Consider the following 14,064-nt stretch of genomic DNA (forward strand, 5'->3'; position numbering starts at 1 on the left):
TCCTTACTTGGATTCCCTGGCGTAGACTTCGTCGAGAATTGCCTTGCCGCCCGCTTCAAGCACCTGTCCGGCGAGAATCATGCCGACATCCCAGGCGTTGTCCACATGGCCTTCCACCATCTTGCGGATGGGACGGGAGCCGTCCACGTCGGCCACGAAACCGGTCAGGCGAATCTGGTCGCCCTCGATCTCGGACCAGGCCGCGATGGGCACCTGGCAGCCACCGTCCAGCCCGGTCAGGAAGCCGCGTTCGGCCATGACCTGATATTTTGTCTGGGTGTGGTCCAGGAAGGCGAGCATGTCGCGCACTTCCTGATTGTCGGCGTGGAACTCGATGCCGAGCGCGCCCTGAGCCACGGCGGGCAGAAAGTCCGGCGGCCCGAGGATTTCCATTTTGGGCGCGGAGAGCTTGAGGCGGTTGAGACCGGCGGTGGCAACCACGATGGCGTCGAATTCGCCGTTGAGGAGCTTGTTGACGCGGGTGTCCAGATTGCCGCGCAGGGATTCGATCTTGAGATCGGGGCGCAGGGTGGCGAGCTGGGACTGGCGACGCAGGCTGGAAGTGCCGACCACGGCGCCCTGAGGCAGTCCCTTGAGACCGTCGTATTTGACGGACAGCAGGGAGTCGGTGGATTCTTCGCGTTCGGGGATAATGCTTACTTCAAGGCCTTCGGGCAGCTCGGTGGGGACATCCTTCATGGAGTGGACCGCCAACTGGGCGCGGCCATCCAGAAGCGCCTCCTCGATCTCTTTGACAAAGAGTCCCTTGCCGCCGACCTTGGCCAGCGGAACGTCCAGAATCTTGTCGCCCTTGGTCTTGATCTTGAGCAGCTCCACGGTCAGGCCGGGGTGCTCGGTTTCAAGACAGTCCTTGATATGATTGGCCTGCCAGAGCGCGAGTGCGCTGCCTCTGGTGGCGATGGTCAGTTTCTTCATGCGTAACCTTGGTCTGTTGAAATATCTATCCGCAGCTGGAACAGTCGCCGCCGGAGCAACCGGAACATCCGCTGGGGGCCGAGGGGGCTGCGGCATTGCTGCCGGAGTCGCCACCGGTGTCAGGGGCAAACCCGCCCACCTTGGACCGGACCGCGCTCATGAGCTTACCGGTGTTGGCGGATTGACACTTGGGGCAGGGGGGGCATTCGTCTCTGTCGAAGACGAGTTCCTCGAATTCATTGTCACAATCACTGCATTTGTATTCAAAAATGGGCATAAAACGCTCCAGAACTAGTTTGGCCAAGTCGTCTTGGCGAAGGGTCTCAATAGCTGAAAAGGTCCGGGCTGGCAATGTTCCGGTCCGGGCGCTGAAGGTATGATAATACCGTGTATCGCGCTGTCCAGAGCCGGCGCTCCCAATAGAACACTTTACAGAGGCAGCGAGAGATGGAAGAGTGTATTTTGATGAGAGTGTCAGTGTGGATTCCATAGATACAATCACCGGACCGGTAGACAATGAGTGATGATCTTTCTTTTCTTGATTTGGGCAGCATTCCTGATGGAGATGCACCGCAACCGCCATCCGGGTGGAAGTATCTCACCAGGGGGGGAGCGCTCAAATGCGTGTTCTCCACGACCGTATCCGTAAAGATGGGAATGGGAGCCAGCGCGAGTTCCCATATGAACCAGACGTTCTGGTTCATCCGACAGGTGAGCAATGACATGTTCGAAGGGCAGCTCATCAACAACAGACACCTGCCGGCGGGCGAGGTCGAGACCATCCCTCTTGAAATTCTTATTCACAACTATGTTCCCGAAATCGCCTATTATGTCGGCCTGGTTTTGCCGGCCATGAAGGAGCAGGGGCTTTCTGACGGGACAGACTTGGACGAGCACAACCTCACCTCGTTGTTCGGCCTCGGCTTGATCTATGCCACACGCAATCAGATGAAGCTGGCGCAGAGCGTAATCAGTGAGATTGTGGAAGTGCAGGGAGACTTTGCCGGGCGCGGGCAGTTCCTGTTCAATGAATTCGGCATCGCTCTCAGAAAGAACGGTCTGGTGCCCGAAGCCGTGGAGTGTTTCAGGCGGGCGTCGGAGTTCGTCCATGACGATGAAAATCTGTACTACAATCTGGCGCGTGCCTGTTATGAAAATGACGACTGGCATGGCTGTATCGAGAATCTGGTCCAGTCGCATCGCCTCAATCCGCGACTGGAAGTGACCCGAAATCTTCTGGAGGTCGTGGTCGGGCTGGAAGAAAACGAATATCGGCTTTCGCAGTATGGCAAACCTCCGGTGCCGCCGGATGTGGCCTCTCGCGCTCGTGAGGTGCTGGCCTCCGATACGGTCAAGCTGCCTCTGGATGAAGGCCCGGTCATGCGTATCGAACCCGGTCGCGCCCGTTCAGGCGGTCCTCCGGTCGGCACGGTGCATGTGAAACGGCACGGGAGTGACGAATAAATGGTGTAACGGTTTTCCCCCATGCAGCAGGGATGAAGACGCGGAAGATCTCTTCCGCGTCTTTTTTTTCTTTGTGCGGATTGACACTAAAGGACTTTGTCGCGGTCACCGATAAGAGAGCAAGGTTTAGGGGTGGAAAGTCGTTCCCGGCCGCAGCGTCGGGAGGTGTATTGATCGTAAACGCGTTTGGTGTCAGCGGGAGCCCATGGCGCACGCACGGGAAACGGAAACCTGACCGGACCATCCACGGGTTGGCGGATTTGCTCCAGGGAAGAGCCAAGTCTGCCGAATGGATGCTGTCCGGGGTGACTGTCCTCTGCAAAGGGTTTGACTATGATACTGGACAGACATGTCTCTTTGGACAATGCCCGACGGCCGCACCGTGGCCTCAGACGAATCGGGTCCATACCAGTCTGCTGCATTTTTTCGACCACAAAGACGTTGGCCATTCGCCGGGGAACAACCCTGCGCGGCCACGGCCAGAGACATTACTGGCTCATCCGGCAGGTGGGCGAGACGACCTATGGCGTCCGTGGTGTGGACGGAGAGTTTCTGCCTTTTGGTGCCGAGTCACTCATTGCCGAGGAGGAGCTGCTGGGGAACTATACTCCCGAGGTGGAAGTTTTCGAGAAGCAGATGCTGCCCTTGGTCAGAAAACATCAATTCCGGCTCGATGAATCCATGGACCGAAGCCTGTCCGGCATGCGTGATCCGTTGTGCGTGGACGAGGCCAATGTGCGTGGGCTGTTCACGCTCGGCATGAAGTATATTCAAAACCGCAAGACGTCCCGTGGTCGCAAGTGCATCAATGAACTGGTACGGCTGGAAAGCGCGTACCCGGGAAAGAACCAATATCTTTTCAATGAGTTCGGCATCAAGCTGCGCAAGATCGGTTTTCTCGAAGGAGCGGTCGTCTGCTACAGGCGTGGTTTGCGATTCACGTCAGAAGATGATCACCTCTACTACAATCTCGCCCGTGCCTACTACGAACAGGGGCAGTGGTGGGATTGCATGGGCGTTCTCAGCGACTGTTTCGAACACAATCCGGCCCTGCCGCTGGCCCGGAATCTGGTGGAACTCATCATCGCCCTGGGTGACAATCCCGGTTTACGCGCCCGGCATGGAAAGTCGCCGGTGCCCGAAGGGGTGGTCCGTCGTGCCGCGCTCCTCAGTGAGGCCGTGGCTGAACACGAACCGGATGCGGAACTCCTCATGCGGGAGCGGGAAAAACGCCGGGCCGAGTTGCAGGAGGAATACCTCTGGCTGCCGGGACGGGACGCTGTGGGCATGTAGAAAACGACAACAGCCGTAGCGAATCATCGCTACGGCTGTTTTTTGCTTTTTTTCAGGATGCAGGAGCTAGCACTTCTTGGCCAGATCCCAAACCTCATCCACTTTTTCAATGGTGGTTATCTTGATGCGTTTCCTGAGTTCGTCAGGCACCTCGGCCAGATCTTTCTTGTTCTGGGCCGGGATGAGGACTTTCTTCATGCCACGGGACACTGCGGCCAGAATCTTTTCCTTGATGCCGCCCACAGGCAGGACCCGACCGCGCAGGCTGATCTCACCGGTCATGGCGAGGTCCGGGCAGATGGGCGTGTTGGTCAGTGCGGAAATGAGAGCCGTGACCAGGGTCACACCGGCCGATGGGCCATCCTTGGGCGTGGCACCTGCCGGGACGTGGACGTGAATATCCAGTTTGTCCGTGAAGTCGCAATCGATACCGTACTGGTCGGCATGCGCGCGGGCAATGGAAAGGGCGGCTTGCGCCGATTCCTTCATGACATCGCCGAGCTTGCCGGTGAGGATCAGCTTGCCCTTGCCGGGCATGGTGGTCACTTCGATATGGAGAATCTCGCCGCCTACCGGAGTCCAGGCCAGGCCCACTGCCACGCCCGGAGGCAGGGTGACTTCCTTTTCGTCATCCAGGAAGCGGGGCGGCCCGAGCAGGGTGTAAAGGTTCTTGGTCGTGACCTTGAACGGTCCCTTTTCGCCTTCGGCCTTTTTACGGGCCATCTTGCGGCACAAGGTACCTATCTCACGTTCCACGTTGCGCAGCCCGGCTTCGCGGGTGTATTCGCGCACCACTTTGGAAACCAGCTTGTCACTGATCACCAGTTCCGCTTCCTTGAGACCGTTTTCCACGGTTTGCCGGGGAAGGATGTAGCGGCGTGTGATGACGGTCTTTTCCTGCTCGGTGTATCCGGGGATACGGATGACTTCCATGCGGTCCAGAAGCGGGCCGGGCACAGAGTCGAGCATGTTGGCCGTGCACACGAACATGACCTTTGACAGGTCGAACGGGACGTTCAGGTAATGGTCGGTGAACGAGAAGTTCTGTTCCGGGTCGAGCACTTCGAGCAGCGCCGACGAGGGGTCGCCCCGGAAATCGGAACCGAGCTTGTCGATCTCGTCCAGCATGATCACCGGGTTGCGGGTGCCGCATTGCTTGATGGCCTGGATGATGCGGCCGGGCATGGCGCCGATGTAGGTGCGGCGGTGACCGCGGATCTCGGCTTCGTCACGCATGCCGCCAAGGGACATGCGGTGGAATTTACGACCCAGAGAGCGGGCGATGGAGCGTCCCAGCGAGGTCTTGCCGACACCGGGAGGGCCCACGAAGCACAGGATCGGCCCTTTCATCTTGGGGTTGAGCTTGCGCACGGAGAGATATTCGAGGATGCGCTCCTTGACCTTTTCAAGATCGTAGTGGTCCTCGTTCAGGATGGTCTCGGCCTTCTTGATGTCCAGCCGGTCTCGGGAGACCTTTTTCCACGGCAGCTCCACCATCCAGTCGAGGTAGGTGCGGATGACCGTGGCCTCGGATGACTCGGCGTGCATGGAGTCGAGCCTGCGCAGTTGCTTGAACGCCTCTTTCATGACGTCCTTGGGCATGCCGGATTTCTCCAGTCCGCGGCGCAGTTCGTCCATTTCTTCGGATTCGTCCGCGTCATCACCCAGCTCGCGCTTGATCGCCTTGATCTGTTCGCGCAGGTAGAAGTCGCGTTGCGCCTTGTCCATGCCCTCTTTGGCCATGGTCTGGATCTTGTTCTGCATGCTGGCCACTTCAACTTCCTTGAGAAGCTGCTCGTTGACCAGTTCCAGACGTTTCATCGGCTCATGGCATTCGAGAATCGTTTGGGCGGCTTCGACCTTCATGCGCAGATTGGAGGCGATGAGGTCGGCCAGTCTGCCGGGATCGTTGACATTGTTGAGTACGGACATGATGTCCTGAGAAGAAATGCCGCGCAGGGTCAGGATCTTCTCGGACTGCTCGCGAGAGGAGCGGACAAGGGCTTCCTGCTCAGGGGTGAGCGGATCGGCCTCTGCCTCAATGAGCGGCTCAAGTTCCGCAATATGGTACGGCTCGTTCGCCGTGAACTTCTTGACTTTGGCGCGGGCAAGCCCCTGTACCAGAACCTTGAGGCGGCCATCGGGCATTTTCAGCATGCGCATGATCATGCCCACGGTGCCTGTCATGTACAGTTCGTCCTCTTTGGGGTCTTCCACTGCCTCGTCTTTCTGGGTGAGGATGAGGATGTACCGGTCCTTGCCCAGCGCGGCGTCCACGGCCTGGACGGATTTCTCCCGACCCACGAAGAGCGGCAGGATCATGTAGTTGAAGACCACGATGTCGCGGACCGCCAGCACCGGGAGCACCTGCGGAATATCCGCGGGGTTGTGTGCGGCCATGTCGTCATCACCGAATAATGTCGCACTGCCGGCGGGACCGGTCAGGGCTTCAATGATGTCAGGCAACTCTTCGCCAGCTTTCGGCCCCTTTTCCGTGGGCTGTTTCGGTTGCTGGGACGGTGCCTTATCTTTAATCGAGTCCGACTTCTTGCGTTTTATGCGCGTAGGCCGGATAGGGGATTTCTTGTTTTTTTTGCTCAAGGGATTGACCTCGTGTTCATGTGCAAATTTGAAGTGTTACCCCAAATAAGTCGTCAATTTAGGTTGGCAAGTATATTATTTTTGTAAAAAAGCTGTTTTTAACGGCTTTTTTGAGAAAAGCGAAATATGTGCTTATCGGCGAATTTCAAAATGGGTGAAATCGTCGGTGTCATCCGTCCATGTGGCGTCGATGGCGGTCACCCGCGCCAGAGGCGGACCGTCCCATAGACGGGCCTCGAAACGTTTGAGGCGTGTTTCGTCACCCTCTGCCACAGTCTCCACGTCGCCGCTTGGCAGGTTGCGCACCCAGCCGGTGACGCCTGCCTCCCTGGCCATGTCACGGGTCCATGCCCTGAACCAAACCCCCTGAACCTCGCCGTGGACAATGGCGCGAAACTGCATCAGATCCTCCCGTGGTCGCTGAAACTGTAGTAATCACAGTCTGTAACAACGATATGATCCAGTACCTTGAGGTCCAGTTTTTCAGCGGCTTCGACAATGGAGCCGGTAAGGAGCATGTCCTCACCTGACGGCCTGATGCTGCCGCCCGGATGGTTGTGAATGAGGATCAGGCTGGCTGCTTCCTGGCGCAGGGCCAAAGCCATTATTTCGCGGGGAAAGACCGCGGTGGCGTTCACGGTTCCCGTGGCGATCTGTTCCCAGGAGATATACCGGTTCTTGTTGTCGAGATAGACGACCCAGAACTCCTCGATGCCCTTGCTGCCCAGACGGGCCATGGCGGCTTTGGCGACATCTTCCACGCCTTCAAAGGAATTGCCGCGTCTGGCCGAAGCTTGGTTGAGTCGGGCATACAGCTCCTGCAACAGCGCCCACTGCGCCTTGACGCCGTCAGCCACGCCCTTGACGCCGTCCAACTGGTCCGGGCGGGCCATGATGGCTTCCTTGAGGGAGCCGAAGCGGGCGATAAGTTCCTTTGCCAGAGGCTTGGTGTCCCGTCGGGGCAGGACCGTGGCCAGGACCAGTTCCATGATTTCGTAGTCAGCCAGCCCCCGGCTGTTGTTGACCAGCTTTTCCTTGAGGCGTTTTCGGTGCCCGAGGTAATGGGGCTTGGCTGAATCTGTCATGGCAGGAACCTGTTAGTAGCGTTTGGCCGGGCGTTTAGGTTGAAACAGATCGATGAGTCCGGCCATGAGGATATCGAGCGCTTCTTCATACTTGCGTTCACCGGTCTTGAGGGAAAGCTCTGCCTCCAACGCGAGGTCGATCATGCGGGCCACGCCTTCGGCTCCGAGCTGTCGTGCGATGGGTGCTTTCTTTTTGAGCATGTACGGATTCCCCTTGGGTTGTTCTCCGTGGGCGAGCATCCAGTACATGCGGGCCTGACTGGCCAGAAATCCGATGAGGTTGAAAAGCATCTGGTCCTTGGCTGACTTGGAGTGGTCGTTAATGACCCGCTTCCACACGGCGGCCTCGGCACCGGGGCGCCCCAGCGCGTCCATGAGGTCGAAGAACGCCATCTCGCCGGTCTGGGCCACAAGATTGACGAACTCCTTGCGGACAATCTTCTCGTCGCCCGCCGCCAGCTCGATCTTGTCCAGCTCCAGTCGGACTGCCACGGCGTCCGTGGGCAGGGCGTATGTCAGCGCCTGTCCCGCTCCCGGTTCGAACGTCAACCCGGCCTTGGCCGCCCACGCCTTGACGTAGTCGGTCAGAGAGCGCTGGTCGAGCCCTTGTGACTCCCATATCCAGCCGTCTTTTTTGGCCTTCTTGAATAGTCCTCGCCGGGCGAGCGCCGGGGGAACAGGAGCCTTTTTGCTCTTCCATTCCCCCTCAAGGCAAAAGATCGGAAAGATGTCGCTGCCCAGTCCCTTGACGCCCGCATCGAGTTTGTCCCACTGGTCCGCTTTCAAGGTGTGCGCCCGGCGGACGATGAGTGCCTTGGGCTGCGGAAACAGGGATTTGATAGTTAGATCGGTCCAGAACGTGGCTGGCAGCGGTTCGTCGTCATCGCCCCAGAACGCCTTTTTTTCCCAGTCGTTCTGGCCGGATGCCGTGAGACGCTCGTCTACCTGAGCCTTGATAAGCTGCGGGTCCGGGCAGATGAGGAAAAGATATTTCGGGCGGGGCACTGTCGGTTTCCTAGTAGTTTTGGGTCATGCGGTCGGCCAGTCTGCGTATGCCGAGCTTGGTGACTTCCTTGTCTGCCTGGGATTCGTCGCCGGAAAAGAAAGGCCACTGCTGGTCTATGACGCCGGAGCGCCACAACTCCGAGTCATCCATGGTGGAAATGATGACGGCTTCGAACTGAAAAACGGCCACGGAACTCAATGTCTCGTCGCTGGAACCGCTGACCGCCGTGGGGCGATTGTAGCGGTGGATATTGATGTCGATGACAGCGTCCGCGGTCGCTCTGGTGTCGGACCACTGAATGGAACCGCGATTGTTCAGCTCATCCCGCAACAGTTTTCTGAGGCGGGGCTCCAACCAGGAGATGGTGGTGGGGTTGGAGACTTCGCCGATGGCGAGGACTCGGTATTCTTTCGGCAGGACCGAGGATTCGCCTTCACCAAAGGAGTAGCCGCTGCAACCGGCCAGGGCGAACACCGCAAGCAACAGGATATATCGATAAAAGGGCATGTGTCTTCTCCGTAGATTCATATTGGAGGAGATGGTAATGGGAAATGGTGGAAAGGTCCACTTTGTGCAGCAGAAAGGAGCAGATGGCGTATGAATGCTGAGTTGCAGGGTGTTTGCGGGTATTAAAAGACTTTTGTTTACCTCGTCTCCTTGGTAATACCGAGTGCTGCAAAACAACTGGGAGAGAACCATGTCAGGTCAAACCGTGCTTGTAGTGATTGATGTGCAGAATATCATGTTCGAGACACCGGGGTATACCCCGTTTGAAGGGGAGCGGGTGCTCGGAAATATCCAGACTCTCATAGCCCGGGCTCGTGAGCACGGGGTGCCGGTCCATTACATTCAACACACGACCGAGGGTATGGGAACGGAGTTCGAAAAGGATTCCCACAATTGGTTGATCAGGCCGGAGATCGCGCCCAAAGATGGTGATCGGGTCTCGATGAAAACCTCCTATGACGCTTTCTGGAAGACGGACTTCGACGCTAATCTGAAGGAAATGGGTGCCGACAGGCTCATCTTCTGTGGGCTGCAGACCGAGTGTTGCGTGGATACGACTGTGCGCAGCGCGCTTGCCCACGGCTATGATTCCGTGCTGGTCGGCGATGCGCATACGTCCTATGACAACGGTGTCATTACCGGCGAACAGATAGTGGCCCATCACAATCAGACCTTGAACAGACGTTTCTGTCAGGTGATTCCCACGCAGGATGTGTGCTTCGACTGAGTCGGTCTTCCGGGACGTGTACGCGTGAGCGGTGTCGTTGTCGCTCCTTTGCCAGCGTTTTCAACCGCTGCTGTTTTCTGTTTTGCCTCCATATGATTGCCTTTGTGTTCGTTCTTTTCAGGGATTAATTTCATTCACCCCCTAAACAAACGTTAAATACCGTCGATACGATTCATGAACAGCCGGAATAAGCCCTGTTGTTCACGATATGGAAATCAGGGGTTGGGAGACCCCCCAAACCCGCATGGAAGCGGGGAGGGAGAGAAAGCATATGGCCAAGGACGGCGGTATTCTTTTTTCGGTAATTATCCCCTCCACCGGCAACAGGCCCAAGGCCTTGCAAAAAGCGGTAACTTCGCTGGAAGACGCCGCCCGATTTGCCGGATTGGAAACGGGGCAAGTGGAAATTCTGATAGGTTTTGACGGTGTTCGGGGCAAGGCCCCCACATCCGCATACCCGGTGCGGGTGTTCAATCTGCCCAGGGACAACGATTGGGGCAATGGCATTCGCAACATGTTGTTGAAGATCGCCACCGGGGAAAAGGTCATTTTTCTGGATGATGACAATGTCCTCAAACAGTACGCCCTCAATCTGTACCTCAGGCATTTCGATGCGGAGATGATCATCGGACGCATCGACACCCAGTTGGCCTTTAATACGCCATTTCTGCCGGTCTTCGATTCCGGCTCGCTGGTTCGCCAGGGCAATATTGATCCGCTCTGCCTGTGTCTGTCCCGTCGGCTGGTGGTCGACCGGTGCGGCGGCTGGCAGTATTGCGGCAAGTATGAGGCCGATTATCTGAATATCCTCAACTGGCATCGGCGTACTCACAGCGTCACCGTACTCGAAGACGTGGTTGGCGTGTACGATGCCGGGCGGAGTCTGGACAACAGCGCCCTTTCCAGACGGCAGATGGATATGCTGGATCGACTCGCTTCCGAGCGCAACGTGAGTGTGCCCGAGCTGAAACGGCCTGTCACGGAGTCCCTGACCTTTGCTCAGCCGGTCCAGGCGTAACCCGAGTGAAATCTCTGTCTTGTTAACAGTGTCCATGCCGCCGTTTCGACCCCTGTGAGAGGTCGGAGCGGCGGTTATGTGATATACCCTCTTTTATTTTCCCCCCTTTGCGGGTATGCTTCCGTCCTCGCGTTGTATTTCTGGGGGAGACAGTGATGACAGAGATCAAAAAACCGCACATCCGGCAATGGATTCGGAAAATACTGTTCATTCAGGTGGGAGTGTCAGCGGCCCTTATTCTGGGGTCGCTCGGCGTTGCGTTGTTTGTTGCGGACAGCTCACTCGCGGTGGCTTCCGCGCTGGTGTCTGCCGTGTTGATTCTCGGCCTTTCCCTTCTTTGCTCAAGTCGATTTACCCGCCTGCTTCAGGAATCCCGCCTCGCCATCACCCAGTTGACCACCATTGACGATCTGACCGGTCTGCCCAACAGACGACGTTTTTTCGATTATCTGGACCAGGAGGTGAGCCGTGCCGGGCGATATGGCAACCCGCTATCCCTGATCATGATCGACATCGACCATTTTCAGAAAGTCAATGATACCTTCGGGCATCCCCTGGGCGATATGGCGCTGTCACAGGTGGCTCGGCTGCTTGACGCCAATGTGCGTACCTCGGATATCGTGGCCCGTTACGGCGGAGAAGAATTCATGGTCCTGCTTCCGGAGACCACGGCAGACCAGGCCGCAGTGGTGGCCGAAAAGCTCCGCATGGTCGTGGAAGTGAACGACATCAGCCTGGAAGGGCCGCAGGTCAAGGTGACCGTCAGTTGCGGTGTCGCCGATCTGGCTTCGATCACGAACACGAAACGCACGCTTCGGGATGTCTTTATTCTGTCCGTTGACAAGAGCCTGCGTAGGGCCAAGAACAACGGACGGAATCAGGTCTCGATGTTCATCCCCGCCACCAACAAACAGCTGCCGCTTGTTTGAGTAAAAAACATTGCCTTTGGCGCTCAAGTGACTATCTACCGGTAGCGACACGGAGGCCGTTGACGGCAAATTTCAGCCTCTGTATTTGTATCATATTGATATAAATATTCTTTATTATAAAAACTTTCCTCTTTCCCCGTAGGACCTTTTACGATAAGAAATGGGTCCGCATTCGACGCGGCGTGTCCCGCGCTCCAGGGAAAACAATTATCGAGGTACGTAAACATGGGTTTGTGCAAGATTGAAGAAGCCATTGAGGATATCCGCCAGGGCAAAATGGTCATCATGGTGGACGACGAAGATCGTGAAAACGAGGGAGATCTCATCTGCGCCGCAGAAGCTGTGACGCCGGAGTTGATCAACTTCATGGCAACCTATGGGCGCGGCCTCATCTGCCTGCCAATGAGCAACAAGATGGCTGACGATCTCGGTCTGGAGCTCATGACCAAAAAGAACGAGTCCGGGTTCGGCACCAACTTCACTCTTTCCATCGAAGCCCGTGTGGGCGTGACCACCGGTATCTCTGCCGCAGACCGTGCGACCACTGTCCTGGCTGCCGTTGCTGACGGCGCCGGTTCTGATTCCATCGTCACTCCCGGTCATATTTTTCCGCTTCGCGCCAAGGACGGCGGCGTGCTCGTGCGCACCGGCCAGACCGAAGGCGGCACTGACATCGCACGTCTCGCCGGGTTCAAGCCCGCAGCCGTTATCTGCGAGATCATGAATGAAGACGGCACTATGGCCCGCATGCCGGACCTGGAAATCTATGCCAAGAAGCATGATCTCAAGATTTGCTCCGTGGCCGATCTCGTGGCCTACCGCATGAAGTTCGACGGCAAGTCCGTTACCAAGGTCGGCGAAGCCAATCTGCCCACTCGCTGGGGTGATTTCAAATCCGCCGCCTTCCATTCCGAGGCCGACGGCAAGACGCACATAGCGTTGTACATGGGTGATATCACCCCTGACGAGCCCACATTGGTTCGCGTACACTCCGAGTGCCTGACCGGCGACGTGTTCGGCAGCCTCCGCTGCGATTGCGGCCCTCAGCTGGCCGACGCCATGTGCATGATCCGTAACGAAGGCAAGGGCGTGCTCGTCTACATGCGTCAGGAAGGCCGTGGCATCGGCCTGGGCAACAAGATCAAGGCGTACCATCTGCAGGATCAGGGGTTCGATACTGTCGAAGCCAATGTCAAGCTCGGTTTTCCGCCGGATATGCGTGAATACGGCACCGGCGCCCAGATTCTGGTGGCGCTCGGCGTCTCCAAAATGCGCCTGATGACCAACAATCCCAAGAAGATGGTCGGTCTGGAAGGGTACGGGCTGGAAGTCTTTGAGCGTGTGCCCATCGAAGTGGACGCCTGTGCGGTCAACGAACGATATCTGAAGACCAAACGTGACAAAATGGATCACATGATCAAGGTTGACAAGTAAGACTCGTCAAAATTTGACTTTTAGTGATCGCGTAACATATTACACCGCTATATATTTCATACAGTAGGGAGAAGACACCATGTCTGTAAAAACTATCGAAGGACAGCTGAATTCAAAAGGGCTGAAAATAGCCATCGTGGCCGCACGTTTCAACGACTTCATCGTTGACCGGCTCATTTCCGGTGCAGTGGACTACCTTGTTCGCCACGGTGGTTCCGAGGAAGATCTCACTCTGGTCCGACTACCCGGTGCCTTCGAACTCCCCATTGCCGCTCAGAAGCTGGCTCGCTCCGGCGACTATGACGGCGTGGTCGTGCTCGGCGCGGTCATCCGTGGCGCCACCCCGCATTTCGATTACGTGTGTAACGAATGCGCAAAGGGCGTTGCCCAGGCCTCCATGGAGTCCGGCGTGCCCATGGGTTTCGGCCTGCTCACCTGCGATTCCCTGGATCAGGCCATCGAACGCGCCGGTTCCAAGGCTGGCAACAAGGGTGTGGAAGCCGCATCCGCCTTGCTCGAAACGATCCGGGTCCTGGAGCAGCTCTAAATCATGGCAAAGAAAAAGGGCAACAGGCCCGGCATTCGCAGAGTGGGACGCACTCTGGCTTTTCAGGTGCTATACTCCACGCATTTTCTTGACGCGGAAGAACCGGCAGACGCGGAAACGCTGTTTGCCCTGAACCCGCTTGTCATTGAGCAGGAGTCGGAGATCGCCAGAGAATTCGCCCATGACCTGGTCATTGGCGTGGATGAAAAGCGCGCGGAAATTGATCAGGCCATTCAGGATCACTCCCAGCACTGGAAGATCAATCGTATCGCCATGGTGGAAGTTTCCATCCTGAGACTCTCGCTCTATGAAATGATGTTCACGGATATCCCGGTGAAGGCGGCCATCAACGAGGCCATCGAGCTGACCAAGACATTCGGTGACGACAAGTCACGTTCGTTTGTCAACGGTATTCTGGATGGCGTTGCCAAGTCTTTGAAAAAGTAAGCAAACCATATTTAGAGGTTGTCAGGACAATTCAAAAAGCACTGCACGATGACAAAGGTATTCCGGATCA

15 protein-coding genes are annotated in these 14,064 nt (G+C 57.0%); 8 read left to right on the forward strand and 7 right to left on the reverse strand.

Annotated elements, in window-relative coordinates:
* Positions 1-3: 3 nt before the first annotated feature.
* Positions 4-936, reverse strand: a complete 933-nt coding sequence (gene hemC / locus SRBAKS_RS14600; RefSeq protein ID WP_229591624.1) for a hydroxymethylbilane synthase — start codon at positions 934-936, stop codon at positions 4-6.
* Between the two features lie 25 nt (positions 937-961).
* A complete protein-coding gene (locus tag SRBAKS_RS14605; protein ID WP_229591625.1) occupies positions 962-1,213 on the reverse strand; it encodes an FmdB family zinc ribbon protein in 252 nt (83 codons plus the stop codon).
* Between the two features lie 239 nt (positions 1,214-1,452).
* On the opposite strand from SRBAKS_RS14605, the gene SRBAKS_RS14610 reads away from it, so the two are divergent.
* Positions 1,453-2,400 (forward strand): tetratricopeptide repeat protein, encoded by a 948-nt coding sequence (locus SRBAKS_RS14610; protein ID WP_229591626.1) that lies wholly within the window; start codon positions 1,453-1,455, stop codon positions 2,398-2,400.
* A 333-nt stretch (positions 2,401-2,733) separates the two neighbouring features.
* Entirely contained in the window at positions 2,734-3,693 is a 960-nt protein-coding gene (locus SRBAKS_RS14615; protein ID WP_229591627.1) for a tetratricopeptide repeat protein, read from the forward strand.
* Positions 3,694-3,759: 66 nt separating this feature from the next.
* Here SRBAKS_RS14615 and lon read toward each other — a convergent pair whose 3' ends face one another.
* From lon to lptE, 5 genes are all read right to left on the reverse strand, one after another.
* Positions 3,760-6,294: an endopeptidase La gene (gene lon, locus SRBAKS_RS14620; protein WP_229591628.1), complete on the reverse strand. Its 2,535-nt coding sequence runs from the start codon at positions 6,292-6,294 to the stop codon at positions 3,760-3,762.
* 132 nt (positions 6,295-6,426) lie between these two features.
* The gene (locus SRBAKS_RS14625; RefSeq protein WP_229591629.1) at positions 6,427-6,696 is read right to left on the reverse strand and encodes an acylphosphatase; all 270 of its coding nucleotides are present in this window, start codon (positions 6,694-6,696) and stop codon (positions 6,427-6,429) included.
* Positions 6,696-7,379: a RadC family protein gene (gene radC / locus SRBAKS_RS14630; RefSeq protein WP_229591630.1), complete on the reverse strand. Its 684-nt coding sequence runs from the start codon at positions 7,377-7,379 to the stop codon at positions 6,696-6,698. The genes SRBAKS_RS14625 and radC overlap by 1 nt, the downstream gene beginning before the upstream one ends.
* 12 nt (positions 7,380-7,391) lie before the next feature.
* Positions 7,392-8,384 (reverse strand): DNA polymerase III subunit delta, encoded by a 993-nt coding sequence (locus SRBAKS_RS14635; RefSeq protein ID WP_229591631.1) that lies wholly within the window; start codon positions 8,382-8,384, stop codon positions 7,392-7,394.
* Between the two features lie 10 nt (positions 8,385-8,394).
* Complete coding sequence (gene lptE / locus SRBAKS_RS14640) at positions 8,395-8,892, reverse strand: LPS assembly lipoprotein LptE (RefSeq protein ID WP_229591632.1); 498 nt, start codon at positions 8,890-8,892, stop codon at positions 8,395-8,397.
* A 190-nt stretch (positions 8,893-9,082) separates the two neighbouring features.
* Between lptE and SRBAKS_RS14645 the strand changes: the two genes are divergently transcribed.
* The 6 genes from SRBAKS_RS14645 to nusB all read left to right on the forward strand — a co-directional run bounded on the left by SRBAKS_RS14645 (position 9,083) and on the right by nusB (position 13,994).
* Complete coding sequence (locus SRBAKS_RS14645) at positions 9,083-9,619, forward strand: cysteine hydrolase family protein (RefSeq protein WP_229591633.1); 537 nt, start codon at positions 9,083-9,085, stop codon at positions 9,617-9,619.
* Between the two features lie 271 nt (positions 9,620-9,890).
* Positions 9,891-10,637: a glycosyltransferase gene (locus SRBAKS_RS14650; protein WP_229591634.1), complete on the forward strand. Its 747-nt coding sequence runs from the start codon at positions 9,891-9,893 to the stop codon at positions 10,635-10,637.
* A 155-nt stretch (positions 10,638-10,792) separates the two neighbouring features.
* Entirely contained in the window at positions 10,793-11,566 is a 774-nt protein-coding gene (locus SRBAKS_RS14655) for a GGDEF domain-containing protein (protein ID WP_229591635.1), read from the forward strand.
* A 225-nt stretch (positions 11,567-11,791) separates the two neighbouring features.
* Positions 11,792-13,000, forward strand: coding sequence for a bifunctional 3,4-dihydroxy-2-butanone-4-phosphate synthase/GTP cyclohydrolase II (locus SRBAKS_RS14660; protein WP_229591636.1), 1,209 nt, complete (start codon positions 11,792-11,794; stop codon positions 12,998-13,000).
* Positions 13,001-13,079: 79 nt separating this feature from the next.
* Positions 13,080-13,547, forward strand: coding sequence for a 6,7-dimethyl-8-ribityllumazine synthase (gene ribH / locus SRBAKS_RS14665; protein ID WP_229591637.1), 468 nt, complete (start codon positions 13,080-13,082; stop codon positions 13,545-13,547).
* A gap of 3 nt (positions 13,548-13,550) precedes the next feature.
* Complete coding sequence (nusB, locus tag SRBAKS_RS14670; protein ID WP_347339434.1) at positions 13,551-13,994, forward strand: transcription antitermination factor NusB; 444 nt, start codon at positions 13,551-13,553, stop codon at positions 13,992-13,994.
* The last annotated feature ends 70 nt before the right edge of the window (positions 13,995-14,064 follow it).

Origin of the sequence: Pseudodesulfovibrio sediminis (assembly GCF_020886695.1) — a bacterium.
GTDB lineage: Bacteria > Desulfobacterota > Desulfovibrionia > Desulfovibrionales > Desulfovibrionaceae > Pseudodesulfovibrio > Pseudodesulfovibrio sediminis.

Bases quoted from the DNA above. Each gene is read 5' to 3' on its own strand.
- nusB (WP_347339434.1), top strand. From the start codon at position 13,551: ATGGCAAAGAAAAAGGGCAACAGGCCCGGCATTCGCAGAGTGGGACGC.
- ribH (WP_229591637.1), top strand. From the start codon at position 13,080: ATGTCTGTAAAAACTATCGAAGGACAGCTGAATTCAAAAGGGCTGAAA.
- SRBAKS_RS14610 (WP_229591626.1), top strand. From the start codon at position 1,453: ATGAGTGATGATCTTTCTTTTCTTGATTTGGGCAGCATTCCTGATGGA.
- SRBAKS_RS14625 (WP_229591629.1), bottom strand. From the start codon at position 6,696: ATGCAGTTTCGCGCCATTGTCCACGGCGAGGTTCAGGGGGTTTGGTTC.
- SRBAKS_RS14615 (WP_229591627.1), top strand. From the start codon at position 2,734: ATGATACTGGACAGACATGTCTCTTTGGACAATGCCCGACGGCCGCAC.
- hemC (WP_229591624.1), bottom strand. From the start codon at position 936: ATGAAGAAACTGACCATCGCCACCAGAGGCAGCGCACTCGCGCTCTGG.
- SRBAKS_RS14605 (WP_229591625.1), bottom strand. From the start codon at position 1,213: ATGCCCATTTTTGAATACAAATGCAGTGATTGTGACAATGAATTCGAG.
- SRBAKS_RS14655 (WP_229591635.1), top strand. From the start codon at position 10,793: ATGACAGAGATCAAAAAACCGCACATCCGGCAATGGATTCGGAAAATA.
- SRBAKS_RS14650 (WP_229591634.1), top strand. From the start codon at position 9,891: ATGGCCAAGGACGGCGGTATTCTTTTTTCGGTAATTATCCCCTCCACC.
- radC (WP_229591630.1), bottom strand. From the start codon at position 7,379: ATGACAGATTCAGCCAAGCCCCATTACCTCGGGCACCGAAAACGCCTC.
- lptE (WP_229591632.1), bottom strand. From the start codon at position 8,892: ATGCCCTTTTATCGATATATCCTGTTGCTTGCGGTGTTCGCCCTGGCC.
- SRBAKS_RS14660 (WP_229591636.1), top strand. From the start codon at position 11,792: ATGGGTTTGTGCAAGATTGAAGAAGCCATTGAGGATATCCGCCAGGGC.
- SRBAKS_RS14645 (WP_229591633.1), top strand. From the start codon at position 9,083: ATGTCAGGTCAAACCGTGCTTGTAGTGATTGATGTGCAGAATATCATG.